At 68.8% G+C, this 23,072-nt stretch carries 20 protein-coding genes and 3 pseudogenes; 14 read left to right on the forward strand and 9 right to left on the reverse strand.

Annotation, left to right across the window (positions count from 1 at the left end):
• The first annotated feature begins 10 nt into the window (after window positions 1–10).
• From LDL49_RS25640 to LDL49_RS25655, 4 genes are all read left to right on the forward strand, one after another.
• Window positions 11–676 (forward strand): hypothetical protein, encoded by a 666-nt coding sequence (locus LDL49_RS25640; protein ID WP_225294139.1) that lies wholly within the window; start codon window positions 11–13, stop codon window positions 674–676.
• Between the two features lie 89 nt (window positions 677–765).
• Window positions 766–2,124, forward strand: a complete 1,359-nt coding sequence (locus LDL49_RS25645; RefSeq protein ID WP_225294141.1) for a DUF4331 domain-containing protein — start codon at window positions 766–768, stop codon at window positions 2,122–2,124.
• 11 nt (window positions 2,125–2,135) lie between these two features.
• Entirely contained in the window at window positions 2,136–3,425 is a 1,290-nt protein-coding gene (locus LDL49_RS25650; RefSeq protein WP_225294143.1) for a tetratricopeptide repeat protein, read from the forward strand.
• Window positions 3,422–4,816 (forward strand): High-affinity nickel-transporter, encoded by a 1,395-nt coding sequence (locus LDL49_RS25655; protein WP_225294145.1) that lies wholly within the window; start codon window positions 3,422–3,424, stop codon window positions 4,814–4,816. Before LDL49_RS25650 ends, LDL49_RS25655 begins: the two co-directional genes overlap by 4 nt.
• Window positions 4,817–4,827: 11 nt before the next feature.
• On the opposite strand, the pseudogene LDL49_RS25660 reads toward LDL49_RS25655, so the two are convergent.
• Window positions 4,828–5,748: pseudogene (locus LDL49_RS25660) on the reverse strand (MFS transporter); the annotation flags it as partial.
• Window positions 5,749–5,784: 36 nt separating this feature from the next.
• On the opposite strand from LDL49_RS25660, the gene LDL49_RS25665 reads away from it, so the two are divergent.
• From LDL49_RS25665 to LDL49_RS25675, 3 genes are all read left to right on the forward strand, one after another.
• Complete coding sequence (locus tag LDL49_RS25665) at window positions 5,785–6,060, forward strand: aminotransferase class V-fold PLP-dependent enzyme (protein WP_225294149.1); 276 nt, start codon at window positions 5,785–5,787, stop codon at window positions 6,058–6,060.
• A 155-nt stretch (window positions 6,061–6,215) separates the two neighbouring features.
• Window positions 6,216–6,611 (forward strand): ArsR/SmtB family transcription factor, encoded by a 396-nt coding sequence (locus LDL49_RS25670; protein ID WP_372470434.1) that lies wholly within the window; start codon window positions 6,216–6,218, stop codon window positions 6,609–6,611.
• Window positions 6,608–7,333, forward strand: coding sequence for a cation efflux transmembrane domain-containing protein (locus LDL49_RS25675; protein ID WP_225294153.1), 726 nt, complete (start codon window positions 6,608–6,610; stop codon window positions 7,331–7,333). Before LDL49_RS25670 ends, LDL49_RS25675 begins: the two co-directional genes overlap by 4 nt.
• A gap of 154 nt (window positions 7,334–7,487) precedes the next feature.
• Here LDL49_RS25675 and LDL49_RS25680 read toward each other — a convergent pair whose 3' ends face one another.
• The 5 genes from LDL49_RS25680 to LDL49_RS25700 all read right to left on the reverse strand — a co-directional run bounded on the left by LDL49_RS25680 (window position 7,488) and on the right by LDL49_RS25700 (window position 13,540).
• Window positions 7,488–7,997 carry a GNAT family N-acetyltransferase gene (locus LDL49_RS25680; protein ID WP_225294155.1) on the reverse strand — a complete coding sequence of 170 codons (510 nt, stop codon included), beginning with the start codon at window positions 7,995–7,997 and terminating at the stop codon, window positions 7,488–7,490.
• A gap of 117 nt (window positions 7,998–8,114) precedes the next feature.
• Window positions 8,115–8,516, reverse strand: coding sequence for a superoxide dismutase (locus LDL49_RS25685; RefSeq protein WP_225294157.1), 402 nt, complete (start codon window positions 8,514–8,516; stop codon window positions 8,115–8,117).
• A 21-nt stretch (window positions 8,517–8,537) separates the two neighbouring features.
• Complete coding sequence (locus tag LDL49_RS25690; RefSeq protein ID WP_225294159.1) at window positions 8,538–8,882, reverse strand: DUF6300 family protein; 345 nt, start codon at window positions 8,880–8,882, stop codon at window positions 8,538–8,540.
• Complete coding sequence (gene dnaE / locus LDL49_RS25695; RefSeq protein ID WP_225294161.1) at window positions 8,879–12,433, reverse strand: DNA polymerase III subunit alpha; 3,555 nt, start codon at window positions 12,431–12,433, stop codon at window positions 8,879–8,881. The genes LDL49_RS25690 and dnaE overlap by 4 nt, the downstream gene beginning before the upstream one ends.
• Before the next feature lie 138 nt (window positions 12,434–12,571).
• On the reverse strand, window positions 12,572–13,540 hold the full coding sequence (locus LDL49_RS25700) for a DUF1838 family protein (protein ID WP_225294163.1): 969 nt from the start codon (window positions 13,538–13,540) through the stop codon (window positions 12,572–12,574).
• Between the two features lie 156 nt (window positions 13,541–13,696).
• Between LDL49_RS25700 and LDL49_RS25705 the strand changes: the two genes are divergently transcribed.
• On the forward strand, window positions 13,697–14,137 hold the full coding sequence (locus LDL49_RS25705) for an SRPBCC family protein (protein ID WP_225294165.1): 441 nt from the start codon (window positions 13,697–13,699) through the stop codon (window positions 14,135–14,137).
• 157 nt (window positions 14,138–14,294) lie between these two features.
• Here LDL49_RS25705 and LDL49_RS57115 read toward each other — a convergent pair.
• A pseudogene (locus LDL49_RS57115) lies at window positions 14,295–14,396 on the reverse strand (hypothetical protein); the annotation flags it as partial.
• A gap of 73 nt (window positions 14,397–14,469) precedes the next feature.
• Window positions 14,470–16,035, reverse strand: a complete 1,566-nt coding sequence (locus tag LDL49_RS25715; RefSeq protein WP_225294167.1) for an alpha-L-arabinofuranosidase B — start codon at window positions 16,033–16,035, stop codon at window positions 14,470–14,472.
• Between the two features lie 484 nt (window positions 16,036–16,519).
• Here LDL49_RS25715 and LDL49_RS25720 point away from each other — a divergent pair, with 484 nt between their 5' ends.
• The 6 genes and pseudogenes from LDL49_RS25720 (at window position 16,520) to LDL49_RS25740 (ending at window position 21,906) form a co-directional block, all read left to right on the forward strand.
• The gene (locus LDL49_RS25720; protein WP_225294169.1) at window positions 16,520–17,455 is read left to right on the forward strand and encodes an NADP-dependent oxidoreductase; all 936 of its coding nucleotides are present in this window, start codon (window positions 16,520–16,522) and stop codon (window positions 17,453–17,455) included.
• A gap of 154 nt (window positions 17,456–17,609) precedes the next feature.
• A complete protein-coding gene (locus LDL49_RS25725; RefSeq protein ID WP_225294171.1) occupies window positions 17,610–17,948 on the forward strand; it encodes a class II aldolase/adducin family protein in 339 nt (112 codons plus the stop codon).
• A 62-nt stretch (window positions 17,949–18,010) separates the two neighbouring features.
• Window positions 18,011–18,514 (forward strand): hypothetical protein, encoded by a 504-nt coding sequence (locus tag LDL49_RS25730; protein WP_225294173.1) that lies wholly within the window; start codon window positions 18,011–18,013, stop codon window positions 18,512–18,514.
• 302 nt (window positions 18,515–18,816) lie between these two features.
• Window positions 18,817–20,112 (forward strand): annotated as a pseudogene (locus LDL49_RS25735) (polysaccharide deacetylase family protein); the annotation flags it as partial.
• Window positions 20,113–20,243: 131 nt separating this feature from the next.
• The gene (locus tag LDL49_RS59865) at window positions 20,244–20,780 is read left to right on the forward strand and encodes a glycosyltransferase family 2 protein (protein ID WP_504854017.1); all 537 of its coding nucleotides are present in this window, start codon (window positions 20,244–20,246) and stop codon (window positions 20,778–20,780) included.
• A gap of 142 nt (window positions 20,781–20,922) precedes the next feature.
• The gene (locus tag LDL49_RS25740) at window positions 20,923–21,906 is read left to right on the forward strand and encodes a BtrH N-terminal domain-containing protein (RefSeq protein ID WP_225294175.1); all 984 of its coding nucleotides are present in this window, start codon (window positions 20,923–20,925) and stop codon (window positions 21,904–21,906) included.
• A gap of 33 nt (window positions 21,907–21,939) precedes the next feature.
• Here LDL49_RS25740 and LDL49_RS25745 read toward each other — a convergent pair whose 3' ends face one another.
• On the reverse strand, window positions 21,940–22,890 hold the full coding sequence (locus LDL49_RS25745; RefSeq protein WP_225294178.1) for a GntR family transcriptional regulator: 951 nt from the start codon (window positions 22,888–22,890) through the stop codon (window positions 21,940–21,942).
• Window positions 22,891–23,072: the final 182 nt, after the last annotated feature.

Here is a 23,072-nt window from a genome sequence, read left to right on the forward strand (position 1 = left end):
GGTGCACTGCATGCGCGCTCTCCCTCTCGTCGCCCGAACCGCCGCACTCGTCACCGCGATGCTCCTGGCGGCACCGGCCCTTTCCGCGGCCGCCAACCCCTTCCCCCCGCGACCCGGCGTCCCCGGCGGTCCGCCCGTGGACCAGCTCAGCGCCGTCTGCTTCAAGCTGCCGTACTTCGGCCCGAAGGGGCATGCCAACTTCGATTTCGGGGCGAAGGTCGTCCAACTGCTCGATGACCGGGGCGTCATGGTGGAAGGGGTCGACCCGATCGAGGCCAAGCCCCGCAACAAGGGCGTCTACATGCCGATCGGCTGGCAGCAGGACCACATCGACCCGTGCAACGGCGTGTACTACCCGGGCGGCTTCACCCTCAACGACGTCAAGAGCGGTCACAAGGTGACGATCCACGACATTCACCTGCGCGCTGACGGTGCTCACGCCGACGTGACGATCGACGGGGTCGAACAGGGCGAGCAGCTCGTGGCGACGTACAAGCTGCACGAGTTCCTGCCGACCGTGGCCACGCCCCGCCCGCTGGAGGGCGGCGTCGGGCCGAAGTACTGGCCGTTCTACGTCAGCGCGTACCTCAGCACCACGGTCAAGGACCTCACCGGCATCACGCTGAACGAGGGCGACTACCTCGCCAACCTCGACGCGGTCGTGCAGTACCTGTAACAGCCCGGCACCCGCGGCGGCGGAGAGCCCCCCTCCGTCGCCGCGTACCACCCGGAACCGCGTACGAGACCATCCGCGAAGCGAGGGACATGATGCTGAACCTCATCGGCAGACGGCCGTGGCTCATGGCCGCCGCCGCCTCCACCACCGTGCTGGCCGGCGCCGCGCTGCTCGGCCCGGCGATGGACGCCGTCACGGCGACCAGCCACTGGGACGCCCCGGGGACGTTCAAGGACAAGGTCATAGACGCCAGCGACCTGTACGCCTTCACCAGCCCGGACAAGCCCGACACGGTCACCATCGTGGCGGACTACATCCCCTTCCAGATCCCCAACAAGCCCTACCAGTTCGACACCAACGTCCAATACGACCTGCACATCGACAACACCGGCAGCGGCAAGGCGGCCATCACCTACCGCTGGACCTTCCGCAACAAGGGGTTCCCGGTGCCCTCGGTCCTGCGGCGCGAACGCCAGGCGGCCGGACCCGAATCCTTGGTGGAGCAGAGCTTCACACTGACCAAGCTGCGGCCGGGTCAGCCCGACCAGACCCTGATCAGGGATGGCTACGTGGGCCCTTCCGACATGGGCCTCCTGATCACGCCCGGCTACCAGAGACTGCGCCAGAAGGCCGTGCTCGACCTGCCCGGCGGCGGAAAGGTCTTCACCGGGCAGGCCGCCGATCCCTTCTTCAGCGACAACAAGGCGGTGAACCTGCTCAGGTTCGGCATGCCGTTCCCGCCGATCGCCACCGGCGTGCCGATGAACGTCGACTCGCTCGCCATCCAGGTCCCCAAGTCCGAACTGGCCTTGGGCGGCGACCCCACGGCCAACCCGGTCGTCGGCGTCTGGACCACGGCCGCCCGCAAATCCCTGAACGGCGAGTACAAGCAGGTGTCACGGCTGGGCAACCCCAACTACAACGAGGCGCTCATCCCGTTCGCCTCGCGTGACCGCTTCAACGGCATGCGCCCGCAGGACGACGCCGGCAGCGGCCTGGTCGTCGAGTCCACCCGGGACCCGGAGCAGGCCAGAACCGTCGAGCGGCAGGCCGGGGTCAAGGCGCCGGCCCCACCGCGCGCGGACTTGGAGGAGATCTACCTCACCGGCCTGACCACCAAGCGGGGCGGCCCGCTGAAGGAGGACCTCAACTCGCAGCTGCTCAACCGGGACGCCTCGGGCTTCACGCCCACGGAGCAGTTGCGGCTCAACATGAGCACCACCGTCACTGCCGAACCACACAAGTACGGCTACCTCAAAGGCGACAAGCAGGGCTATCCCAACGGCCGCCGCCTCACCGACGACGTGGTCACCGTCAACCTCCGGATGCTCCTGGGCGAGCCGGCGGGACCGGGCGCGCCCGGTCTGATCGACGAGAACAACCCGGTCTTCCTCACCGCACCCCTCACCGGCAGCTTCCCGTACGTCGGCCTGCCGGTGCACGCCTAGACCGAGGACCGATGAGACGCGTACGGAAAGCGCTACCGCTGCTGGGCTGCGTGCTCCTGGGCTGCGCCCTGCTGGCCTGGTTCGCCCCCGGCGCCTGGCTCCGCCGGGACGAACCGCCGCCCACCCCTCCGCGGCGTACGGCGTACGAACCGGCCGCGTTCATCGATCAGGCCCAGGACCATCTGCGCCGCCACCCCGGCGACACACGGACCTGGGCCGACCTCGGCGGCGCGTACCTGGAGCAGGCCCGCCGTACCGGCGACCCGGCCTTCTACGGAAAGGCGCAGGGGGCGTTGCAGCGCTCCCTGCCGCACATCGACGCCGTGATCGGGATGGGCGCCCTGGCCAACGCCCGGCACGACTTCGCTCTCGCGCTGCGCTGGGGCACGCGGGCGCGCCGCGCCGCGCCGTATCGGTGGCCGCTGTACGCCGTGCTCACCGACGCGTACGTGGAGCTCGGCCAGTACGTCAAGGCCGACCGGGTGCTCCGCCACCTGCTCGACGGCCGTCCGGACCTGGTCTCCTTCACCCGTGCCGCGCACCTGTTCCAGCTGCGCGGGCAGAGCGCCCGTGCGCGCGAGGCCCTGGAACGGGCCCGCGAGATCGCCTCCGACCCCGCCGACTATGCCTTCTGCGTGTGGCAGCTCGGGGAGCTCGCCTGGAGCGACGGCGACCCGCGCGCCGCCCTGGCCGCCTACACCGAGGCGCTGGCCGCCGACCCCTCACACACCCCCTCTCTCGCAGGCTCTCTCGCCGGCAAGGCCCGCGCCGAGGCCGCGCTCGGGCGCTTCGCCGACGCGCGGCGCGACTACGCCGCCGCCGTCACGCGGAGTCCCTCCTTCGTCGTGGAGTACGGCGAGCTGCTCCAGCACCTCGGGGACCGGGCCGGGGCTCGGCGGCTGTACGCGGTGTTTCGCGCGCAGGTCAAGGTGCAGGCGGCGAACGGCGTGACGGACTCCCTCGCCGTCGGCCGGTACGAGGCGGACCACGGCTCACCGGCTGTCGCCGTGCGAGAGCTGCGGGCGGAGTGGGGGCGGCGGCACAGTGTGGACGTGGCCGACGCGCTCGGCTGGGCCCTGCACCGGGCCGGACACCACGCCGATGCCGCCCGATATGCCGCTTATGCCGACCGGCTCGGCGGGCGGAACGCGCTGTTCGCCTACCACCGAGGGGAGATCTCCCGCGCCCTCGGCCGCACCGATTCGGCCCACGCCCAGCTGGCCAGGGCGCTGTCCATCAACCCGTACTTCTCCCCGGACGGCCCAACGAAGGCCCGAGCGGCACTGGGCGGCGCGGCGTGATCGGCGTTGTCGCCGCCGCTGTGATCCTGGCCGCGCACCCGCTGGGGAACCTGAGCGTCAACCACTACGACGGTCTGAGAGTGTTCCTCGACCGGATCGAGGACACGGCGATCATCGACAGCGCCGAGATCCCCACCCTGCAGCAGCGCCAGAACACCTCCGGGCCACCCGATGCCTATGCGGCGCGCGCCTGCGGGGAGCTGGCCGACGCGGTGCGCGGGCAGGTCGGGGAACGGCCACTGGCCTGGCGTGTCACCAGCGCGTCCTTCGCCTACCGCCCCGGTGCCGCCGGGCTGCCCACCAGCAGGCTCACCTGCCGTCTGACCGCCCCGCTACGCGTTGAGCGGCCGCTCACTCTGACGTTCGCCAACCCGTACCGCGGCGAGGCCGTCGGCTGGCGGGAGATCACGGCGGCCGGCTCCGGTGTCCGGCTCAGCGCGTCCAGTGTGCCCGCCCGCAGCATGTCCGGTGAGCTGCACGCGTACCCGGCGGACCTGCTCAGCTCCCCGCTCGACGTCCGCCAGGCCCGCTTCACGGTGGAGCCGGGCAGCGGCGGCCTCGGCACATCGGCCCGCGTGCCCGGTGCGGACGTGCTCACCCGCTACACCGGTCTGCTGGCCGACCGCCTCAACAGCCTGGTCGGGGCCGACCGGCTGACGGTCCCGCTCGGGCTGCTGGCCCTGCTCGTGTCGCTGGTCCTGGGTGCCGCCCATGCCGCGCTGCCCGGCCACGGCAAGACCGTCATGGCCGCGTACCTGGCCGGGCGTGACGGCGGCCTGCGGGACGCGCTCGCGGTGGCCGCGACGGTGACGCTGACGCACACCGCCGGGGTGATCGTGCTGGGCGTGCTGCTGTCGGTCAGCGCCTCGATCGCCGGGGCGGCGGTGCTGGGCTGGCTCGGGGTGATCAGCGGGCTGCTCATCGCGGCGATCGGCGCCGCCCTGCTCCGCTCAGCCACCGTACGACCCGCGAGCCACCACGGAGACGCGGACGGGCACGCGGTTGGGAAGGCGCACGAGCACGGGCATGCGCACGGACACGGGCGTGCGCACGAGCATGGGCATGGGCACGGACATTTCGCTCCGTCGGGGCGGGGCGTGGTCGGGCTGGGGATCGCGGGTGGGCTGGTGCCGAGCCCGTCGGCTCTGGTGGTGTTGCTGGGGGCGATGGCGCTCGGGCGCACGGCGTTCGGGATCGTCACGGTCGTCTGTTACGGACTGGGCATGGCCCTGACCCTGCTCGCCGCGGCCCTCACCGTCCGCCGCCTGGCCGGCCTCACCCTGACGAACCGGCTGACCAGGCTGCGCCCGTACACGGCGACGATCACCGCCGCACTCGTCCTGCTCGTCGGCACGGGGATCGCCGTCCGTGCCCTGGCCTCCCTGGTCTAGGACGCCGCTGGTCAGGTGGTGGTGGCCACCCGGCCGGCGGGGGCGAGCCGGTCACGCCGGTCCAGCCGTCTGACGGCGGCAGCGGAGGTGAGCCCGGCGACGGCCAGCAGCAGCCAGGGCAGAGCGGCCAGCCGCGTCGTACGAGCCGCGTCGAGCAGGGCACCGGCGACCAGGTTGCCGGTCAAGATGCCCACACCCGAGGCCAGGTTGTAGATCCCGTAGTAGGTGCCGATCAGCCGATCTCCCGCCATGTCGGCGATGGTGGCCATCTCGAACGGGAAGGCCACAAGGGTGCCGACCGTGAGCAGAAGAGTGCAGGCGAGCACCGGCAGCATCGCCCACACCGGCGCCAGCGGCAGGTGCGCCGCCGCGGCCGGCGGCAGGAAGGCGATGCCCATGAGGGCCAGACCGCGGCTGATCGCCTGGCCGCGGCTCCAGCGCGCCGCACACCAGGTGGTCAGGTGCACCTGCCCGGCGATGCCGAGCAGCGCGGAGAGGGCGTACAGCGCCATCACCCCCGCCTGGCCGCCGCCGAAGCGCTGCACCTGCAGCGGCAGGGCCAGGTACATCTGGTACGACAGCGCGTACGAGGCGATCATCGCCGCGGCGAAGGAGACGAACGCCCGGTTCCCGAACGCCGCGCGCCACTCGCGCAGCACCGGCTGGCGTTCTGCCGCAGGAGGGCGCCGGGCGGGCAGCCACACGCCTTGCAGGACGGCCAGCACCGCGAAGATCGCCGCCGCGGACAGGCACACGGCCGGGAAGCCGACGCTCATCAGGGCGATGCCGGCCAGCGGACCGAGCAGGATGCCTGCCTGGTAGAACACGTTGAACACGGCGAAGGCCGTCACTTTGCGCTCGCCGGCCTCGACGGCCAGGTAGGCGCGGGCCGCCGGGTTGAACAGCGCCCCGGCGAAGCCGGTCACGGCGGCCGCCGCGAGGAGTCAGGGCAGCGAGGTGGTCAGCCCGTGCTGCGCGACCTCCCAACCGTGCAGATCCTCACTCCGGACGAGCCCGACATGTACGGCGCCATCACCGCCTTGCGACTGCGCGGCCGTACCTCTGAAGCCGACAACCAGGCCATCGCCGACGAGCTCATGACCCGGCACCGGATCTTCACCGTCGCCCGCACCGGGATGACCGGCGGCGCCGCCGTACGCGTCACCCCGGCCCTGTTCACCTCCGCCGACGATGTGGACCGGCTCGCGGCGGCGCTGCGCGACATCGCCCGCAGAGAGGCGTGATCAGCGCCTGGCCTTGACCGCGCTCTTTGAGCCTGCCCCCATTCATCCCGAAATCCGGCTATCATCGTGATATGGCGATTGATTCTGAAGATGATCGATGTGTGAGTGCCGATCCCGATGGCGGCAGATGTGTGAGTACCGATATCGCCGCCGGCATCTCCCCTGCGGCGGCGCTGTTCCACTCCCTGGCCGATGAGACCCGGCTGCGCATCGTGCAGCGCCTGACCCGGGGGGAGGCGCGGGTGGTGGACCTGACCGCCCAGCTGGGGCTGGCCCAGTCCACCGTGTCCAAGCACCTGGCCTGCCTGCGTGACTGCGGGCTGGTCGATTACCGCACCGAGGGCCGCCAGTCGTTCTACTCCCTGACCCGGCCGGAGCTGATGGACCTGCTGGCCTCAGCCGAGCAGCTGCTGGCCGCCACCGGCCACGCGATCGCCCTGTGCCCCGTCTACGGCACCGAGCACACCGACGGGGATGGCAGCGGAGGTGGGGGCGGGGACGCCGAGCCGGTGGCCGGGGAGCCGGTGGCCGGGGAGGCGTCGAGGGCGTGAGCGTGACGAACCTGCCCGGCCTCCGCCCGGCTCCGGCCCGGCGCGCCTTGCTGCAGCGCCGGATCCGGCTGCTGGTCGCGGCGACCATTACCTACAACGTGATCGAGGCCGCGGTGGCCATCACCGCCGGCGCCGTCGCCTCCTCCGCCGCGCTGATCGGCTTCGGGCTCGACTCCGTCGTCGAGGTCGCCTCGGCCGCCGCGGTGGCCTGGCAATTCTCCGCCACCGACCACGAGCGCCGGGAACGGGCCGCGCTGCGCGTCATCGCGATCTCCTTCTTCGCGCTGGCCGCCTACGTCACCTTCGATGCGGTACGCGCCCTGCTTGGCGCCGGACAGGCCGAACATTCCACGCCCGGGCTGATCCTGGCCGCGCTCAGCCTGGTGATCATGCCGTTCCTGTCGGCGGCCCAGCGCCGCGCCGGCCGCGAGCTCGGCTCCACCTCGGCGGTGGCCGACTCCAAGCAGACCCTGCTGTGCACCTACCTGTCCGGGGCGCTGCTCGTGGGGCTGGCGCTCAACAGCCTGTTCGGCTGGTCCTGGGCGGACCCGATCACCGCCCTGGTCATCGCCGCCGTGGCGGTCAAGGAAGGCCGCGAAGCTTGGCGCGGCGATGCCTGCTGCGCCGTGCCTGCCGGTTTGACGACCTCAACCGCCAACGCCACCGAAGTCGACGCGTGCACTGATGGCTGCTGCGCGCCCACCCAGGAGGATCCCCGATGATCGGCCGCCCGATGCCCGCCCGCGTACGGTCCGCCTACCGCGCCGAGATGCGCGCCGCCCGCACCGCCGCCGAGCCGCCCTGCTCCAGGCCCCTGGCGACCCGCAAGGACACCGACAAGCGTCCGCCGTCTCTCTCCGGGGACAGCCTACGGGATCAGCGGAAGTTCAGTTCGTACTCGACCTGCTCGATCGGATTGCCGTCACCGAAATCGTGCTTGCGGACCGCACCCGACTCGGTGAAGCCGCTCTTGGCGTAGAAGCGGCGTGACTGGGGTGTGTCGCGCAGCGTCCACAGATGCACCCCGCCGAAGCCCTCCTCGCGCAGCCTGGTCAAGGAGGCGGCGATCAGGACGCCCGCGCTGCCGGTGCCCCATCCGTCCGGGTGGCTGTAGAAGCCGAAGATCTCCGCATCGCCTGGCCGCGTCGGCGAGGGACCGAAGTAGGAGAAGGTCAGCGGGCGTCCGTCCAGCGCGGCGAGCAGGATGGTGCTTTGCCCGTCGGCGAGCGTGTCGTGCCACTTCTCGCGTCGGCTCCGTACGGCTTCGGCGAAGTATGCCGGGTCGAAGAAGCCGTCGTAGGCCACCTTCCAGGACTCCGCGTGGATCTCCCCCACCACGTCTCCGTCATCCGTGGTGGCCTGAAATGTCGTAATACCTTCTGCCATGAGGTGATTCTTCCATTTGGGCCTGCCGTCGCCGCCCGGGACCACGGCGGTCCCGGGGCAGGCGGCGCCCGCCCGACTCGCTGGACCAAGCTGGCAGGCAGGCGCCGCGGTCATAGGTCAGGCGCCGCGTACCGCTTCGAAGCGGGCGATGACGTCGGTCCAGTTGATCAGGTCCCACAGTTTCTCGACGTAGTCCGGGCGCACGTTGCGGTACTGCAGGTAGTACGCCTGTTCCCAGGCGTCGAAGACCAGCAGCGGGGTGGTGTTCATGCCGACGTTACCGTGGTGGTCGTAGACCTGCTCGACCACCAGGCGACGTCCCAGCGGCTCCCAGGCCAGCACCCCCCAGCCCGAACCCTGCACGGTCGCGGTGGCCGTGGTGAGCTGCTTGGCGAAGGCGTCGAAGGAGCCGAAGTGCTCGTCGATGACCGCACCCAGCTCGCCGTCGGGACGGTCGCCGCCGTCCGGGGACAGGTTCTGCCAGAAGATCGTGTGCTCGCAATAACGATATATGTGCAAGTAGCCGAGCGAGGAGTCGCCCTACAGGTCGCCGCGCCGCCACCGCCCGATCTCGGCCTTCCACGCCTGCTCGTCCAAGCGGGGCACCGACACGTTCCGGGCCCACGCCGCCAGCAGCAGCGCGAGCTCCTCGTCCCCATGGTCGGCCTTGCCGTGGACGTGGAACCACGTGATCAGCGGCGCCGCGTGCGGCGTGTTCTCGTCGCAGGCAGGGCAGAGCACGACCCCGGTACGGCCGTGCACCCACCCTCCGCCGGCGTTGGCCCAGCCGTACGGTACCCGCGCCGACAGCAGCGCTTCGCCTTCGCAGCGCGGGCACCTGGCCGGCTCCGCAGTCGAGACGACCTCGATCCGCCGTTGGGTCACAGCATGATGGCTTCCGGCCCGAACAGCTGCTTCACGTCCGCGGCGAAGCTCGGCTCGGCGTTGACCGAGAACTCCGGCAGAGCGCACACCAGGGTCTTCCCGCTCAGCCGCTGCACGTTGATCCGCAGCGGCACGTTGCCCTGGTGCAGCTTCAGTACGTTACGGAGCTCTTCCACGACTTGCTGCGTGAGGCGTTCCTCGCGGACCTGGATGGTGACGGGATGTCCGGAATCGCTGGTGATGCCGGACACGTCGAGCGGCGTGAGATCCTGCGCGAAGACGCTGATGGCGCCGTCCCGGTTGTTGATCTGGCCGCCGACCGACACCACGACGTCGCCGCGCAGCTCCGGGGCGTACAGCTCGTAGCTCTTGGGGAAGAACAGGCACTCGATGGCCGCGTCCATGTCCTCGACGGTGACGATCGCCCACACGTTGCCGGCCTTGTTGACCCGCTTGTCGACCTTGGTGATGAGACCGCACACCCGTACGTCACCGCGGTCGTCACGGCCGCTTTCGAGCAGTTCGGCGATGGTGGTGTCCCGGTTGCGGGCCAGCAGCCGCTCGGTGCCCGCCAAAGGGTGGTCCGACACGTACAGGCCGAGCATCTCCCGCTCGAAGTCCAGCAGCGTCTTCTTGTCCCACTCCATGTCGGGGATCTGGACGGAGAAGGCCGCCTCACCCTCGTCGTCGCTCGGGCCGCCGAACAGGGAGTCCTGGCCGTGGGCCTCGTTCTTCTTGATGTCGATGACCGAGTCGACCGCCTGCTCGTGCACCATGAGCAGGGCCTTGCGCTGGTGGCCGAGCGAGTCGAACGCGCCCGCCTTGATCAGCGATTCGATGACCCGCTTGTTGCAGGCCGTCAACGGCACCTTGCTGAGGAAGTCATTGAAGTGCTCGTAGCGGCCCTTCTCGGCGCGGGCCTTGACGATGCCCTCCACCACGTTCTCCCCGACGTTACGGACCGCGCCCATGCCGAAGCGCACCTGGGTGTCGCCGACGGCGACGAAGTCGAGCTGGCTGTCGTTCACGTCCGGCGGCAGGACCTGGATGCCCATCTTGCGGCATTCGGCAAGGTAGACGCCGGCCTTGTCCTTGTCGTCACCCACTGAGGTGAGCAGGGCGGCCATGTACTCGGCCGGGTAGTTGGCCTTCAGGTAGGCGGTCCAGTAAGCGACCAGACCGTATCCGGCGGTGTGGGACTTGTTGAAGGCGTATCCGGAGAACGGCAGCATGACGTCCCACAGCGCCTGGATCGCCTCGTCGCTGTAGTTGTTGGCGCGCATGCCCGCCTGGAAGTTGGCGTACTCGGCGTCCAGGATCTCCTTCTTCTTCTTACCCATGGCCCGGCGCAGCAGGTCGGCGCCGCCCAGCGTGTAGCCCGCCAGCTCACGGGCCACGGCCATGATCTGCTCCTGGTAGACGAGCAGGTGGAAGGTGGGGCCGAGGATGGGTTCGAGCGCTTCCTTGAGCTCGGGGTGGATGGGCTCGATGTCCTGGCGGGCGTTCTTGCGGTGCGCGTAGTTGGTGTGCGCGTTGGCGGCCATCGGGCCAGGCCGGTAGAGGGCGAGCACTGCGGCGATGTCCTCGAACCGGGTGGGCTCCATCAGCCGCAGCAGCTGCCGCATCGGGCCGCCGTCGAGCTGGAAGACGCCCAGGGTGTCGCCGCGGGCCAGCAGCTCGTACGTGGTCTTGTCATCGAGGGGCAGCGTCAGCGTGTCGAGCTCCACGCCCCGGTTCTGCTTGATGATCTTGATGGCGTGGTCGATGATGCCCAGGTTGCGCAGGCCCAGGAAGTCCATCTTGATCAGGCCCATGTCTTCACAGCTCGGGTAGTCGAACCCGGTGATGATCACCTTGTCCTTGTCCCGCATGTGCATGGGGATCAGGTCCAGCAGGGGCGCCGAGGACAGGATGACCGCCGCCGCGTGCACGCCCGTGCCACGGATCAGACCCTCGATGCCGCGGCCGGTGTCGATCACCTTGCGCACGTCCTGGTCGTTCTCGTACAGGGCGCGGATCTCGGCGCCTTCGACGTAACGGGGGTGGTCCTCGTTGAACATGTCCGCCAGCGGGACGCCCTTGCCCATGACGTCCGGCGGCATCGCCTTGGTGATCTTGTCGCCCATCACGAACGGGTAGCCCAGGATGCGGGAGGCGTCCTTGACGGCGGCCTTCGCCTTGATCGTGCCGAAGGTGTTGACCTGCGCGGTGGCCTCGCTGCCGTACTTCTGGGTCACGTACTGGACCATGCGGTCGCGCTGGCGGTCGTCGAAGTCGAGGTCGATGTCGGGCGGGCTGATGCGCTCGGGGTTCAGGAACCGCTCGAACAGCAGGCCGTGCTCCAACGGGTCGAGCTCGGTGATGCGCGTCGCGTAGGCGACGATCGAGCCGGTGGCGCTACCACGGCCGGGCCCCACCGCGATGCCGTTGTCGCGGGCGTGCCGGCAGATGTCGGCGACGACCAGGAAGTAGGAGGAGAAACCGAGCGGGCCGATGACCTTCATCTCGGTCTCGTACCGCTCCATGACCTCGGCCGGGACGGGGGTGCCGTAACGCATCTCCAGGCCGCGTTCGACCTCCTTGCGCAGCCAGGACTCCTGCGTCTCGCCCTCGGGGACGTCCGGATATTGGGGCATCCGGTCCACGTACGCGAACACATCGCTGTAGTCGCCCACCATCTCGGCCACGAGCAGCGTGTTGTCACACGCTTCGGGCAGGTCGGCGAACAGCCTGCGCATCTCGTCAGCGCTCTTGAGGTAATAGCCCGACCCGTTGAACCGGAACCGGTTGGGGTCGTCCTTGTTCTTGCCCACGCCGACGCACAGGAGGCTGTCGTGCGCGTCGGCCTGGTCCTCGGTCACATAGTGGCTGTCGTTGGTGACCAGCAGCGGAATGTCGAGCTGCTTGGCCAGCCGCAGCAGGTCGGCCCGGACCTCCCGCTCGATGTCGATGCCGTGGTCCATCAGCTCCAGGAAGTAGTTGTCCTTGCCGAAGATCTCCTGGTATTCGCCGGCGACCCTGACCGCCTCGTCGTACTGACCGAGCCGGATCCGGGTCTGCACCGCACCGGACGGGCAGCCGGTGGTGGCGATGATGCCGTTCGAGTATTGGGAGATCAGGTCCTGGTCCATCCGGGGCTTGGAGTAGTAGCCCTCGAACGAGGCCAAGGACGACAGCTTGAACAGATTGCGCAGTCCATTCGCGTCCTTGGCCCACATGGTCATGTGGGTGAACCGGCCACCGCCGGAGACGTCCTTGCCGCCTTCGCCGTCCGCCACACCGGTCTCAGCTCGCGACCCCCAGAAGACCGGCTTCTTCACGAACCGGTTCTCCGGCGCCACGTAGGCCTCGATGCCCACGATGGGCTTGACGGGGCTGTCCTTGGCGACCTTCTGGAACTCGTACGCCCCGAACATGTTGCCGTGATCGGACATCGCGATCGCCGGCATCTCGAGGCGGGCGGCCTCCTTGAACAGCGGCTTCATCTTCGCCGCCCCGTCAAGCATGCTGTACTCAGTGTGGACGTGCAGATGTACGAAGGACTTGCTCACCCGTTCCCCTAACGTTGCGCCCCGGCCCGACTGCACGCATGAGCCTATTCCGTCCCGTGAGGCTGTTGGGGCATTGAACCCAAGGGGCAGACACCCTGTGCCGGGCTGTTGCCAGAGTGCAATGCGGCTCGCGGAAGGTCAGCCCTTTCCGTTGGCGGCGCACCAGCCGGACCACGTGGTGGCGCCCTTGCCCAGCTGCTTGTTGTAGAAGGAGCTCCAGGAGTTCTCGCTCGGGCCGGGCGCGGTGGGAGCGGCCTTGAAGAGCGGGTAGGCGGCGTCGACCTCCGCCCGCAGCCACGGCTCGATGTCCAGGTAGGAATCCAGCGACCAGCTGCGGGCGTGGTAGGTCAGCTGGCCGCGGACGCCGGTCTCCGGCAGGCACATGAACGGCGCCCACGGGCTCGTCCTGGCCCAGCTGATCTTGGTGTCCATGGCGCCCTTGGGGACGGTGCCCGCGACCGTACGGGCCGCGACCTCGCGATCGTCGACGTAGAAGTCGAACATCTCCTGGGCCGCGTAGACGCCGTTCACCAGGCCGAACTGCTCGCCCAACGTGGCCCCGAAGTCGGTGCGTACCGGGATGTCGCTGGTCCACTCGGTCTCGTCGTGCATCTGCCGCAGGGGCGGGCCGACGTAGGAGGAGGTGACGTTGAACGGGCCGAAGTTCACCGTGTCGTTGTTGATCGGGACGACGGGGTAGGTGCGCTGGTCGATCGGGTTCTTCCACTCCCGCAGGATCTTCGTGGGGTCGGCGGGGTCGGTGTAGAAGACGATCTCGCGGGAGAGCTGGTAGAGCTGCGTGGTGCCGGGCGCCCGGTACAGCCGCCGGATGTTGTAGCCCTCGATGTTGAACAGTTTCTGGCCATGGCGCAGCTGCGGATCGTAGGCGTTGCCCTCGATGTTGGCGTAGACGGCTCCCGAGATCCGGAAGACCATGTCCCGCCCGTCCGGCCGCCCATTGGTCTGCAGGGACAGCAGCCCGCTCTTGTCCGTGACCGTCTTGTAGACCGGCCCCGGATATGTCGGATCCTCTGTCTGCTGTTCCGCTGCTGCACCGGGGATGGCGACGCACACGAACAGCGCGGTGAGGGCCGCGGACAGAGTCAAGCCACGACGCTTGGACAAGGGTGCTCCCGGGATGCTGAGGGGGTGGCAGTGATCGTGCTGATCATCCCAGGTGACGTTCGTGATCATTCCGCGCTTCCCGGCGGTAAGAAATCTGACCACAATTCTCGGACAGAACTCGCAGGTACGGGAGGCCAGGTGTCGAGCAGCGTGCTGACCCACGAATTTCACGTGGACGCCACACCGGAGAAGGTGTTCGAGCACCTGACGACTCCGGAGAGCTACATCGGCCTGTCCCCCCTCGTGGTCGCCGTCAGCGATGTGGACCGCTCCGAGGCCGGCGTGATCCGGTACATAGCGGTGGAGCGTTTCCGGTTTTTGCGGATCTTCACCTACGACAACGCGATCGACGTGGCCCTCCACACGAACGGACTGTCCGTCCACGGCGAGGTGCGGAGCCCTGGACGCATTCGCATGGCCTACCGCTTCGACCTCGAACCGGACGGCACCGGCACCCGGATGAGCGACCGGCTCGACCTGACGGCGCCGTGGCTCCTGGCCGGGTTCGCCGCCGGCCAGGCGCGCAACGTCCAGCTCGCCCGCGCTCGGATCCTGGCAGCGCGGCTGTCTCGTAAGTAGGTCCTCGGTTGTCAGGCGCAGGTGTATCCGGACGGAAGTGCGGTGTCGCCGTTGAGGCGGCTCGCCTGGAATCCGGCGTTGGTGGCGCTGGCTCCGGGGGGGGGAGGGTGCCGTTGTGGGCGACGTTTCTGATGGTCACGGTCTGTCCGCTGACGGTGAGGGCGCCGTTCCACGAGCCGGTCACCGTATGCCCGGCCGGCAGCGTGAAGGTGACCGTCCATTTCCGCCCATCCCGTCGCCGCAAGTCCGAAACTTTCACCTGCGACGGTCTGGGAGAACGGCGAGGAGCCGCCCCCAAGGACCGGGGACGGCTCCATTCAGATGGCCGACATCTATGCCCAGGATTGTTCGACGATCCAGCTCACGTCGTCGGCCCATGAGGTGGCGCTGTCGAAGGTGTTCGAGCCGCCATTGCTGGCGATGTAGACGATGTTGCTGTAGTGGCGGATGAACCGGCTCGGGAAGTTGTACGAGGCGAGCGAGGTGCCCTGACCGCTCTTGCCGGTCTGCGGACAGAAGGTGGCGTCGGCTGCGAACAGTGAGCTGCCGTCGTTGTGCTGCCGGTACAGCTGGTAGTTCTGGTGTCGCAGGTAGTCGCCGGGGTAGTTCCTCGACTCGAAGGACACGCACGATCCGCTGGCCAGACCGGCGCGCACGATCCACGAGGCGTCGCTCTTGTCGAGAGACGAGCTGGCCGAGGTGATCCCCGACGTGATGACCTGGTCGTTCTGGTGCCGGATGTAGCGGTCGGTGCAGCAGGACGTCGTAGCGCGCAGCGAAATGGACGAGCCGGGGGTGAGCGTTCCGCCGGGGTTGCCGCCGCTCGACGGCGAGTATCCGGCGGCGACGATGCCGGCCTGGACCGCGTTCTCGGTGGCGTCCGACGGATAGCCGGACGTCATCACGCCTTCATAGAAGGTGCCGGCGGAGCCGTGGCTGTTGTCGCCGCCGATCCCGAGGATGATGGCGCCTTCCTTCTTCATCGGGTTGTAGCCCGCGACGTTGGGGCGCGCTCCGTTGTAGTACGTCGACAGGTTGCCCGACTGCGCGTTGCCGGCCCGGATCGACCAGTGGTTCGGCTCGCCCTTGATGATGGCGGTCAGATACCGGTGGTTCACGGTGGGGTCGTTCGCGTTGTAACCCGGGTTAACTCCGGAGAACAGGCCGTTCTCGAGATCGGCCATGACCCAGGGGCCGTTGCCCGTGCCGTAGCCCCACACCTTGATGTTGCCGAAGTAGATGGCCTCCATGGTGCCGTTGCCGTTGTCACGGCTGTTGGTCTCGGCGTTGCCGTAGTCGAAGCAGCAGCCGCCGTTGTAGTGCGTGCCGTCGAAGACCGCGTACATCCCCTCAGGCTGATCGCCCTTCGCGACGCCATTGGTGTTGTTGTTGCGGTAGCCGGTGCCGGGAGCCACGTAGACGCCGTACGCCTTGTGCCCGTTGATCATCGTCGGCGCGGCGGTCGCGTTCGCGAGGTTGTCGTACCCGCCCGGCGCCGGGCCGGAGAACCCGCCGGGGGGCGCCTGGGTGAGGTTGTTACCCCGGCCAGACTGGTCGTAAATGATGGTGATGAGGCAGGTCGTACCCGCACAGAACGAGTCCTGCGTGGCGGCGTTGGCGTAGCCGCCCGCGCTGAGGACGCCGATGTTCCTGGTGGTGTTGTCCGAGGAACGGCGCACCTGGTAGAGCGATCCGTTGTAGGTGCCGTACAGAGCGCGGGTCGTACTGTGCGCCGCGACGCACGGGGTGCCGCCGGCGGCGTAGATGTCACACGACAGCGACGTCGCGGCCTGGGACGGCGTGGAGACCCCGGCCAGGAGGCCGGCGGCGAGCGCGACGGCCGCACCCGCGGAAAGCAGTACTTTTTTAAGCCGCCGTAATGGGGACCGAACAATCATGATTGAACCTCTGCCTTTCAGGGGGCGTCGCTATATTCCAGGCACAGGTCACCAACGAAAGATGCGAAGGACGCCGCCGTGCGGCCGTGCGCACAGCGACATGCCTACCGACCTGCGACATCGCGACAGGGACGGAAAGGAGGTTATTTTGTTAGCGCTAACATTTTTGGCTGCTATAAGACCTCCAGAGACGCGCTTATGGGTTGACTGGCTCACTATGGATCGGAAGCCTATGTTGCGTCAAGGTTTCGGCAGAGTTATGCGACTACTGCGCAGCCGACGCCCTGGACACTCTTCGCAAGGCCGGTTGTCGTAGGTGTCGTAAGCGCTCCGCGTCCGCTCACGCTGCTGAGCGGCGGTGCGGGCGGTCATCGCACTCCTGTCCGTACGTTAGGCACCTCGAGGTGCGTACTTCCCATTAGAGAGCAACTCTCCGTAGGGTCGTTCACGTCCTGAAACCCCTTGGGAACCTTGGAGAGATCTCATGCGCGCAGTTGTCGTCCGCGCTTTCGGCGGGCCTGAAGTTCTGCAGATCGCGGACGTGCCGACGCCGGTCGCGGCAGAAGGACAGGTCCTGATCCGGGTCGAGGCCGCGACGGTCAACCCGGTCGATCTGGCCACTCGCTCCGGTGCGCTCACCGAGGCGGGCTTGCTGCCGGTACGGGACGTGATCGGCATCGGATGGGACGTGGCCGGAACCATCGAGCAGACGGGCCCAGGCGTCACCGGTCTGGAGCGCGGGCAGCGGGTGATCGGCCTGTCCGACCGGCTGGACGTGCCGCTCGGCACTCAGGCCGAACACGTCGTCCTCGACGCGGACGCGGTCACAGCCGCGCCTGCGGGCGTCTCGCCCGTACAAGCGGCCACGCTGCCCCTGAACGGTCTCACCGCCGCACAAGCCCTCGACGGCCTCGACCTGGACCACGGGCAGACGCTGCTGGTGACCGGGGCGGCCGGCGCCGTCGGCGGCTTCGCGATCCAACTGGCCGTCGCGCGCGGGCTCCGGGTGGTCGCGGTCGCCGGAGCCGACGACGAACCCCTCGTGCGCGAGCTCGGCGCCGAACTGTTCGTACCACGCACGGCACGGCTCGGCGAGGCGGTCCGTTCCCTTGTTCCGGGGGGCGTGCACGCGGCACTGGACGCCGCCGTGGTCGGAGCGGCCGCCCTCGACGCGGTCCGCTCGGGGGGCGCCTTCGCCGCGCTGGTGGCGGGTGGGGCGCCGCTTCCGCTGCGCGGCATCCGGGTCTTCAACCACTGGATTCGCGCTGACGGCGTCCTCCTTTCCAGGCTTGCCGCTCTGGTCGAAGCGGGCTCCCTCACGCTACGCGTGGCCGAGACCATGCCCCTCGACCAAGTCGCCGGCGCCCACGGACGCCTCGAAAAGGGCGGGCTCCGCGGCCGCCTCGTCCTCACTCTTTGAAGATCATTCCGCTAGGAGCTCTTACGCGCCCACTCCAGGCGACGGTAAGCGCCATCCCGTCTGGGTGGCTGCATCCCCTCTCGCGTGACTTGAACCTGACGTACAGGCACTCGAAGGCAGCCCGCCCGGCGCTCCCCACCGATGCCTCGATCCGGTGGCGCTGCGCCGCGACTTCGAAGGCGTCGTCGCCGACCTGATCGGCTTCGTCACGGCGAGCTGGCGAGAGGACCCCGACCGGCAGACACCGCTGATCGGGTACGCCGCTCCGGGGGACGCGACCCAGGCCTCGGAACTGGAACGGCTCGACTTCCCGTTCCGGGCCGCGCTCCTGCAGAACCACGGGCCGATCGTGACCGGCTCGTCAATGCGCGCGGCGGTGGACGCGGCCCTGCTCGGCCCGGCCCAGCCGTGGGCGATGGCCCCGGTCACCGCCACCGAAGGCGGCCGCCTCCACCAGGGCTTCCGCGCCGCTGTACGGCTCAGACGCCGCTGAGCGATCTGCCCAAATCACACAATTTCCCCACAAGTTACATCTGGTCACTACCATTTCCCGATGTGTCTCCTGAGCATCGCCACACGACAGCCGTCTTCGTCGACCAGAGCGGTCGCCGGCGACGGCTGATCATGATCGGCTCGATCGCGTCCAGCGTGCTGGCCATCGCACTGCTCGCGGTCGTCATCGGCGGCTTGTTGTCCAACACGACGCTGTCGGTGACCGGATGGCCAGGCGATCACAAGGGCGGGATGGGCAGCACGGCCTCGCCCGATCGTTCACCGACGCCTCGGGCGAGCCGGACCAAGCGGCCCACCCCCTTGATGACCCGCATCTCTGCGCGTCCCACTCCAAGCAGCACCCGGTCCGCCGTACGGTCGAAGGACCCGGAGACCGTACGGACCCCGTCATCGTCACCCAGCGTCAAGCCGAGCACGGCACCGGAACCGGCGCCGACCACCGAGCCCACAGCCGAACCCGTAGCCGAGCCCTCCGAGCTGCCGCCCGGCCAGAGCAGGACGCCACCGGGGCTCGACCCGGACCGGACAAAGGGGCCGAAGAAATGAGCGGCCTCGCCGACCAGGACAGGGCCCACCAGGACCAGCAGGTCTGGCCGCGCCCGGCGGTCTCCGCCTGGCAGGATCCCGCTTCGGTCCAGCGGGCGCGTCCGGCTGAGCAGGCCCGACCGCCCGCCCTCACGCCATCTCCCGCCAAACGGGCCGATCCGAGGGGCCACTGGTTCCTGCTGGCCATCGGCATGCTGCTGGCGGCCGGCGCCCTCGTACTCAACGGGTACGTGACCAACGTCGTCGGCGAGACGCGCACCGCTCCGCCCGCCACCGACCACCCTTCCCCGCAGCTCGCGGAGATGCGGCGCGGCGGACCCGTGCTGAACCTCACAGGCAGCGAGCCCTCCAGCGCGCACCTGCCGAACAAGACGATCGCTCTCACCTTCGATGACGGCCCGGATCCCGCTTGGACGCCGACGGTGCTCGACGCTCTGAAGAAGCACGGTGCCACGGCGACGTTCTTCGTTGTCGGCTCGAAGGTCGCGAAATACCCCGAACTCACTCGGCGGATCGTCGCGGAAGGCCATGAGCTGGGCAGCCATACCTACACGCACGCCGAGCTGGCGACGGTTCCCGGCTGGCGGCTCAGGCTGGAACTGTCCCTGACGCAGAAGGCCCTGGCGGGAGCGACCGGGCTGCACACCGCCCTGGTCCGCCCGCCGTACTCCTCCACTCCTGAAGCGATCACGGGCCCGCAGTGGGAGAGCATGAAGGCGCTGGCGGCCGAGGGGTACCTCGTCACGCTGGCGGATCTCGACACCAAGGACTGGAGCCGCCCCGGCACGCGGAAGATCGTGACTTCGTCCCTACCTACCGGGGGCCGGGGTGCGGTCGTCATGATGCACGACTCGGGTGGCGACAGGCGGCAGACCGTCGAGGCCGTCGATCTGGTCCTGAAGGAGCTCGCGGGCAAGGGCTACCGGGCGGTCACGGTGACCAAGGCCCTCGGCATGCCGTCGGCACAGCAGCAGGCCGGCGGAGCGGACCGGTTCGTCGGCTCGGCGCTGAACCTGGCCCAGCGCGCATCCGGATGGTTCACCGACGCGCTGTTGTGGGTGCTCGTCGCCGCGGGCGCGCTCACGCTGGCGCGACTGGTCTTCTTCGCCGTGCTCGCGTGGGTGCACGCCCGCCGTACGAGAGGGGGAAAGCGGCGAAGGGGACGCGCGCCCGCCTGGCCCGCGCCCCCGCCGGTGACGGTGATCGTGCCCGCCTACAACGAGGCGGCGGGGATCCAGGCGACGGTACGCTCGCTGGCCGACACCGCCTACCAGGGCCGGTTGGAGATCCTCGTCATCGACGACGGCTCGACCGACGCGACCGCCGAGCTGGCCACAGGTCTGGGATTGCCCAACGTACGGGTGATCCGGCAGCCCAACGGAGGCAAACCCGCGGCGCTCAACACGGGCATCGCGGAGGCCGGGCACGAGTTGCTCATCATGGTGGACGGCGACACCGTCTTCGAACCCGCGACGATCGGCCACCTGGTACGCCAGCTCTCCGACCCCACGGTCGGCGCGGTGAGCGGCAACACCAAGGTCGGCAACCGGCGAGGCATGATCGGCCGCTGGCAGCACATCGAGTACGTCATCGGGTTCAACCTCGACAGGCGTGCCTTCGAGCAGCTCGACTGCATGGCGACCGTACCGGGCGCGATCGGGGCGTTCCGGCGCTGGTGGCCCTGGGCGGCGTCAGCACCGACACGCTGGCGGAGGACACCGACCTCACGATGGCACTGTGCCGGGCCGGATGGCGCGTGGTCTACGAGGAGAAGGCCCTGGCCTGGACCGAGGCCCCGACCACGCTCGGCCAGCTGTGGAAGCAGCGCTACCGCTGGTGCTACGGCACCATGCAGGCGATGTGGAAGCATCGGCGCGCCGTACTCGACCAGGACCCGTTCGGTCGCCGCTGCCTCGGCTACCTGGCGCTGTTCCAGGTGCTGCTGCCGCTGCTCGCACCCGTCGTCGACCTCATGGCGATCTACAGCACGGCCGTGAGCGATCCCCTGCCGGTGGTCGCGGTGTGGGCCGGGTTCGTCGTGGTACAGGCACTGACCGGCTGGTACGCGCTCCGCCTGGACGGCGAGCGCGCCTCGGCCCTGTGGGTGCTGCCTTTGCAGCAGTTCGTCTACCGCCAGCTCCTGTATCTCGTGGTAATCCAGTCATTGGCGACCGCGGTGTTGGGCGTACGGCTGCGCTGGCACACGGTACGCCGGGAAGGCACGTTCAGCACGCCCACCGCTCCGGGTCTTTTGCCATCGCCGTGAGCAGCTTCGGCCGTTCTCGGCCCGAGCACCGGACCCGCGAACGGCTTGACTCTTCCTTAGTGGGAGACCTCATGCTGCTCCCGGCGTTCCGCTCAGACAGCGGCCCCGCACACGCCGATCGCCGGCTACCGAGGAGAGCGACATGACCATCGTGCACGGTGTCAAGGACCGTGGCTCGCAGCACTGTGAGACGACGGCCCTGGGAGTGTTGCTGCGGCATGAGGGACTTGATCTGTCCGAGCCCATGCTGTTCGGGCTCGGCTCGGGCCTGTCCTTCATCTATTGGGACAGCAAAGGCATGCCGTTCCCCTTCCTCGGAGGGCGCGTCAAGCCCTTTGAGCTCACCAGAAACCTGGCTGCGAGGCTCGGGCTGACACTGTCCGTCGACGAGACCACCTCCCTACGCAAGGCATGGGAGAACGTGGCCGCCCAGATCGACGCCGGTCGGCCGGTCGGCCTCCAGCTCGACTCCTTCCACCTGGATTACTTCCGGTCCAAGGTGCACTTCGGCGGCCACGTCGTCGCCATGTACGGCTACGACGAGCACGACGCCTACCTGGTGGACACCGCGCAGCAGGGAGGAGCCGTACGTACGAGCCGGGCCGGCCTGGCCATGGCGCGGGCCGAACGAGGCCCGATGACGGCCAGGAACCGCTCGTTCTCCATCACCTTGCCGGCGCACGCGCCAGCCTGGCAGGACCAGATCATCCCCGCGATCAAAGCCTGCGCCGACGCCTTCCTCGCCCCGCCCATCGCGAACCTGGGCCACCGCGGCATCGAAAAAGCCGCGAACCAGGTGCCCAAGTGGCTGCTGCGCACCGACGATCCGCAGCGTGACCTGCCGCAAGCCGCCGTACTCATGGAGAAGGCCGGCACCGGCGGCGCCCTGTTCCGCGCCCTCTACCGCGACTTCCTCGGCGAGTGCGCCGAGCTCGTCGACGATGACCGTCTGCGCAGAGGTCACCGGCTGTACGCCGAGGCCGCCGCACTGTGGACGACCGTGGCCGACCTGATCGCGAAGGCCGGAGAGAGCGGCGACGCGGCGCACCTTGAGCAAGCCGGCGCCATCCTCCACGACCTTGCGCGGATCGAGCGGGACGCCATGCAAGCGCTGAACGAGCTTTAACCGCGACTCGGATTCGTTGCCATCATCGGGGCCTCATGACCGCGTTCGGGCTTGGTCCGCCACCAGGGCGGCGAAACCGTCGAGATGGCGTGCGAGGGCGTACTCGAACAGGCCGTTCAGGTCCGACGCCGCTTCCTCTGGAATCGCGGCCAGCAGTGGAAACCGTCCGCTGTGGAGGAGCTCGTCGGTTCGCTTCCGCTGGGCCAGCCACCACCGGTCGAGCGTCACACCGGTCTCCTGCTCCGCTTCGACCTCATCCGCCATGGACAGAGCGATGGTGAGGACCAGTGTGTGCAGCGTGAGCGCCTCCTGAATCCCTGTCGCCAGGGGCAGCCCGAGCCCGTCGAGCGCGCGCAGGGTCCACTCGGTGTGTTCCATCATGTTGGGGACGAGCGACGGTCGAGTGAACGAGATGGCCCTCGGCAGCCAGAGGTGTCGCCGGCACAGCTCCCACTGACTGCGGGAGATCAGTTCGAGCTTGGCTCGCCACCCCTCCGGCCCCGGGATGGGCAGATCCGGTTCGCCGAAGGCTTCGTCGACCATCTGCGTCACCAGTTCGTCCTTGTTCGCCACGTGCCGGTACAGCGACATCGGACCGACACCGAGCTCGGCCGCGAGCCGCCGCATGGAGACGGCGTCGAGTCCCTCGGCGTCGGCGATCGTGATGGCGGTACGGAGAACCTGCTTCCGGTTCAGCTTGGTGATGCCGCCCTGCCGCGGCTTCAGTGGCGTGCTGGGGCCGGCCGGCTGCGGCCGGCTCGCGCGTAGGCTGACCACCGTGCCGGAACCGACCTTCGCCTCGACCAGCCCGTCGTCGCGGAGCGTCGCCATCACTTTGGTCGCGGTCGCGACCGCGACACCCCATCGCTGAGCGATCTGCCGGATGGACGGCATCCGCTCGCCGGGCCTTAGGTCGCCGGTCAGGATCCGGGTACGGATCTCCGCGACGATCCGCTGGTATGGCGGGTCCGGTCGCTGCGACATGGGTGCCCCCGATTCGTAGGTGAGGTCGCTACCTCCCGAGAAGTGTACTAGTCCACTCATCGCAGTACTAGTTCACTTCGTGGGCTAAACCAGCAGAATAACCCGGCTTTTCTAGGCGCGATAGCTACTCTGTACGCATGACACTTGATACACCGTACGCACTGCTGCGACAGGCGGGTGCC

The organism is Nonomuraea aurantiaca (assembly GCF_020215705.1).
Taxonomy (GTDB): domain Bacteria; phylum Actinomycetota; class Actinomycetes; order Streptosporangiales; family Streptosporangiaceae; genus Nonomuraea; species Nonomuraea aurantiaca.

Coding starts and splice junctions, on each gene's coding strand:
- LDL49_RS25640 (WP_225294139.1), top strand. CDS start 11: ATGCGCGCTCTCCCTCTCGTCGCCCGAACCGCCGCACTCGTCACCGCG.
- LDL49_RS25645 (WP_225294141.1), top strand. CDS start 766: ATGATGCTGAACCTCATCGGCAGACGGCCGTGGCTCATGGCCGCCGCC.
- LDL49_RS25650 (WP_225294143.1), top strand. CDS start 2,136: ATGAGACGCGTACGGAAAGCGCTACCGCTGCTGGGCTGCGTGCTCCTG.
- LDL49_RS25680 (WP_225294155.1), bottom strand. CDS start 7,997: ATGGCAGAAGGTATTACGACATTTCAGGCCACCACGGATGACGGAGAC.
- LDL49_RS25715 (WP_225294167.1), bottom strand. CDS start 16,035: ATGATTGTTCGGTCCCCATTACGGCGGCTTAAAAAAGTACTGCTTTCC.
- LDL49_RS25720 (WP_225294169.1), top strand. CDS start 16,520: ATGCGCGCAGTTGTCGTCCGCGCTTTCGGCGGGCCTGAAGTTCTGCAG.
- LDL49_RS59865 (WP_504854017.1), top strand. CDS start 20,244: ATGGCACTGTGCCGGGCCGGATGGCGCGTGGTCTACGAGGAGAAGGCC.
- LDL49_RS25740 (WP_225294175.1), top strand. CDS start 20,923: ATGACCATCGTGCACGGTGTCAAGGACCGTGGCTCGCAGCACTGTGAG.
- LDL49_RS25745 (WP_225294178.1), bottom strand. CDS start 22,890: ATGTCGCAGCGACCGGACCCGCCATACCAGCGGATCGTCGCGGAGATC.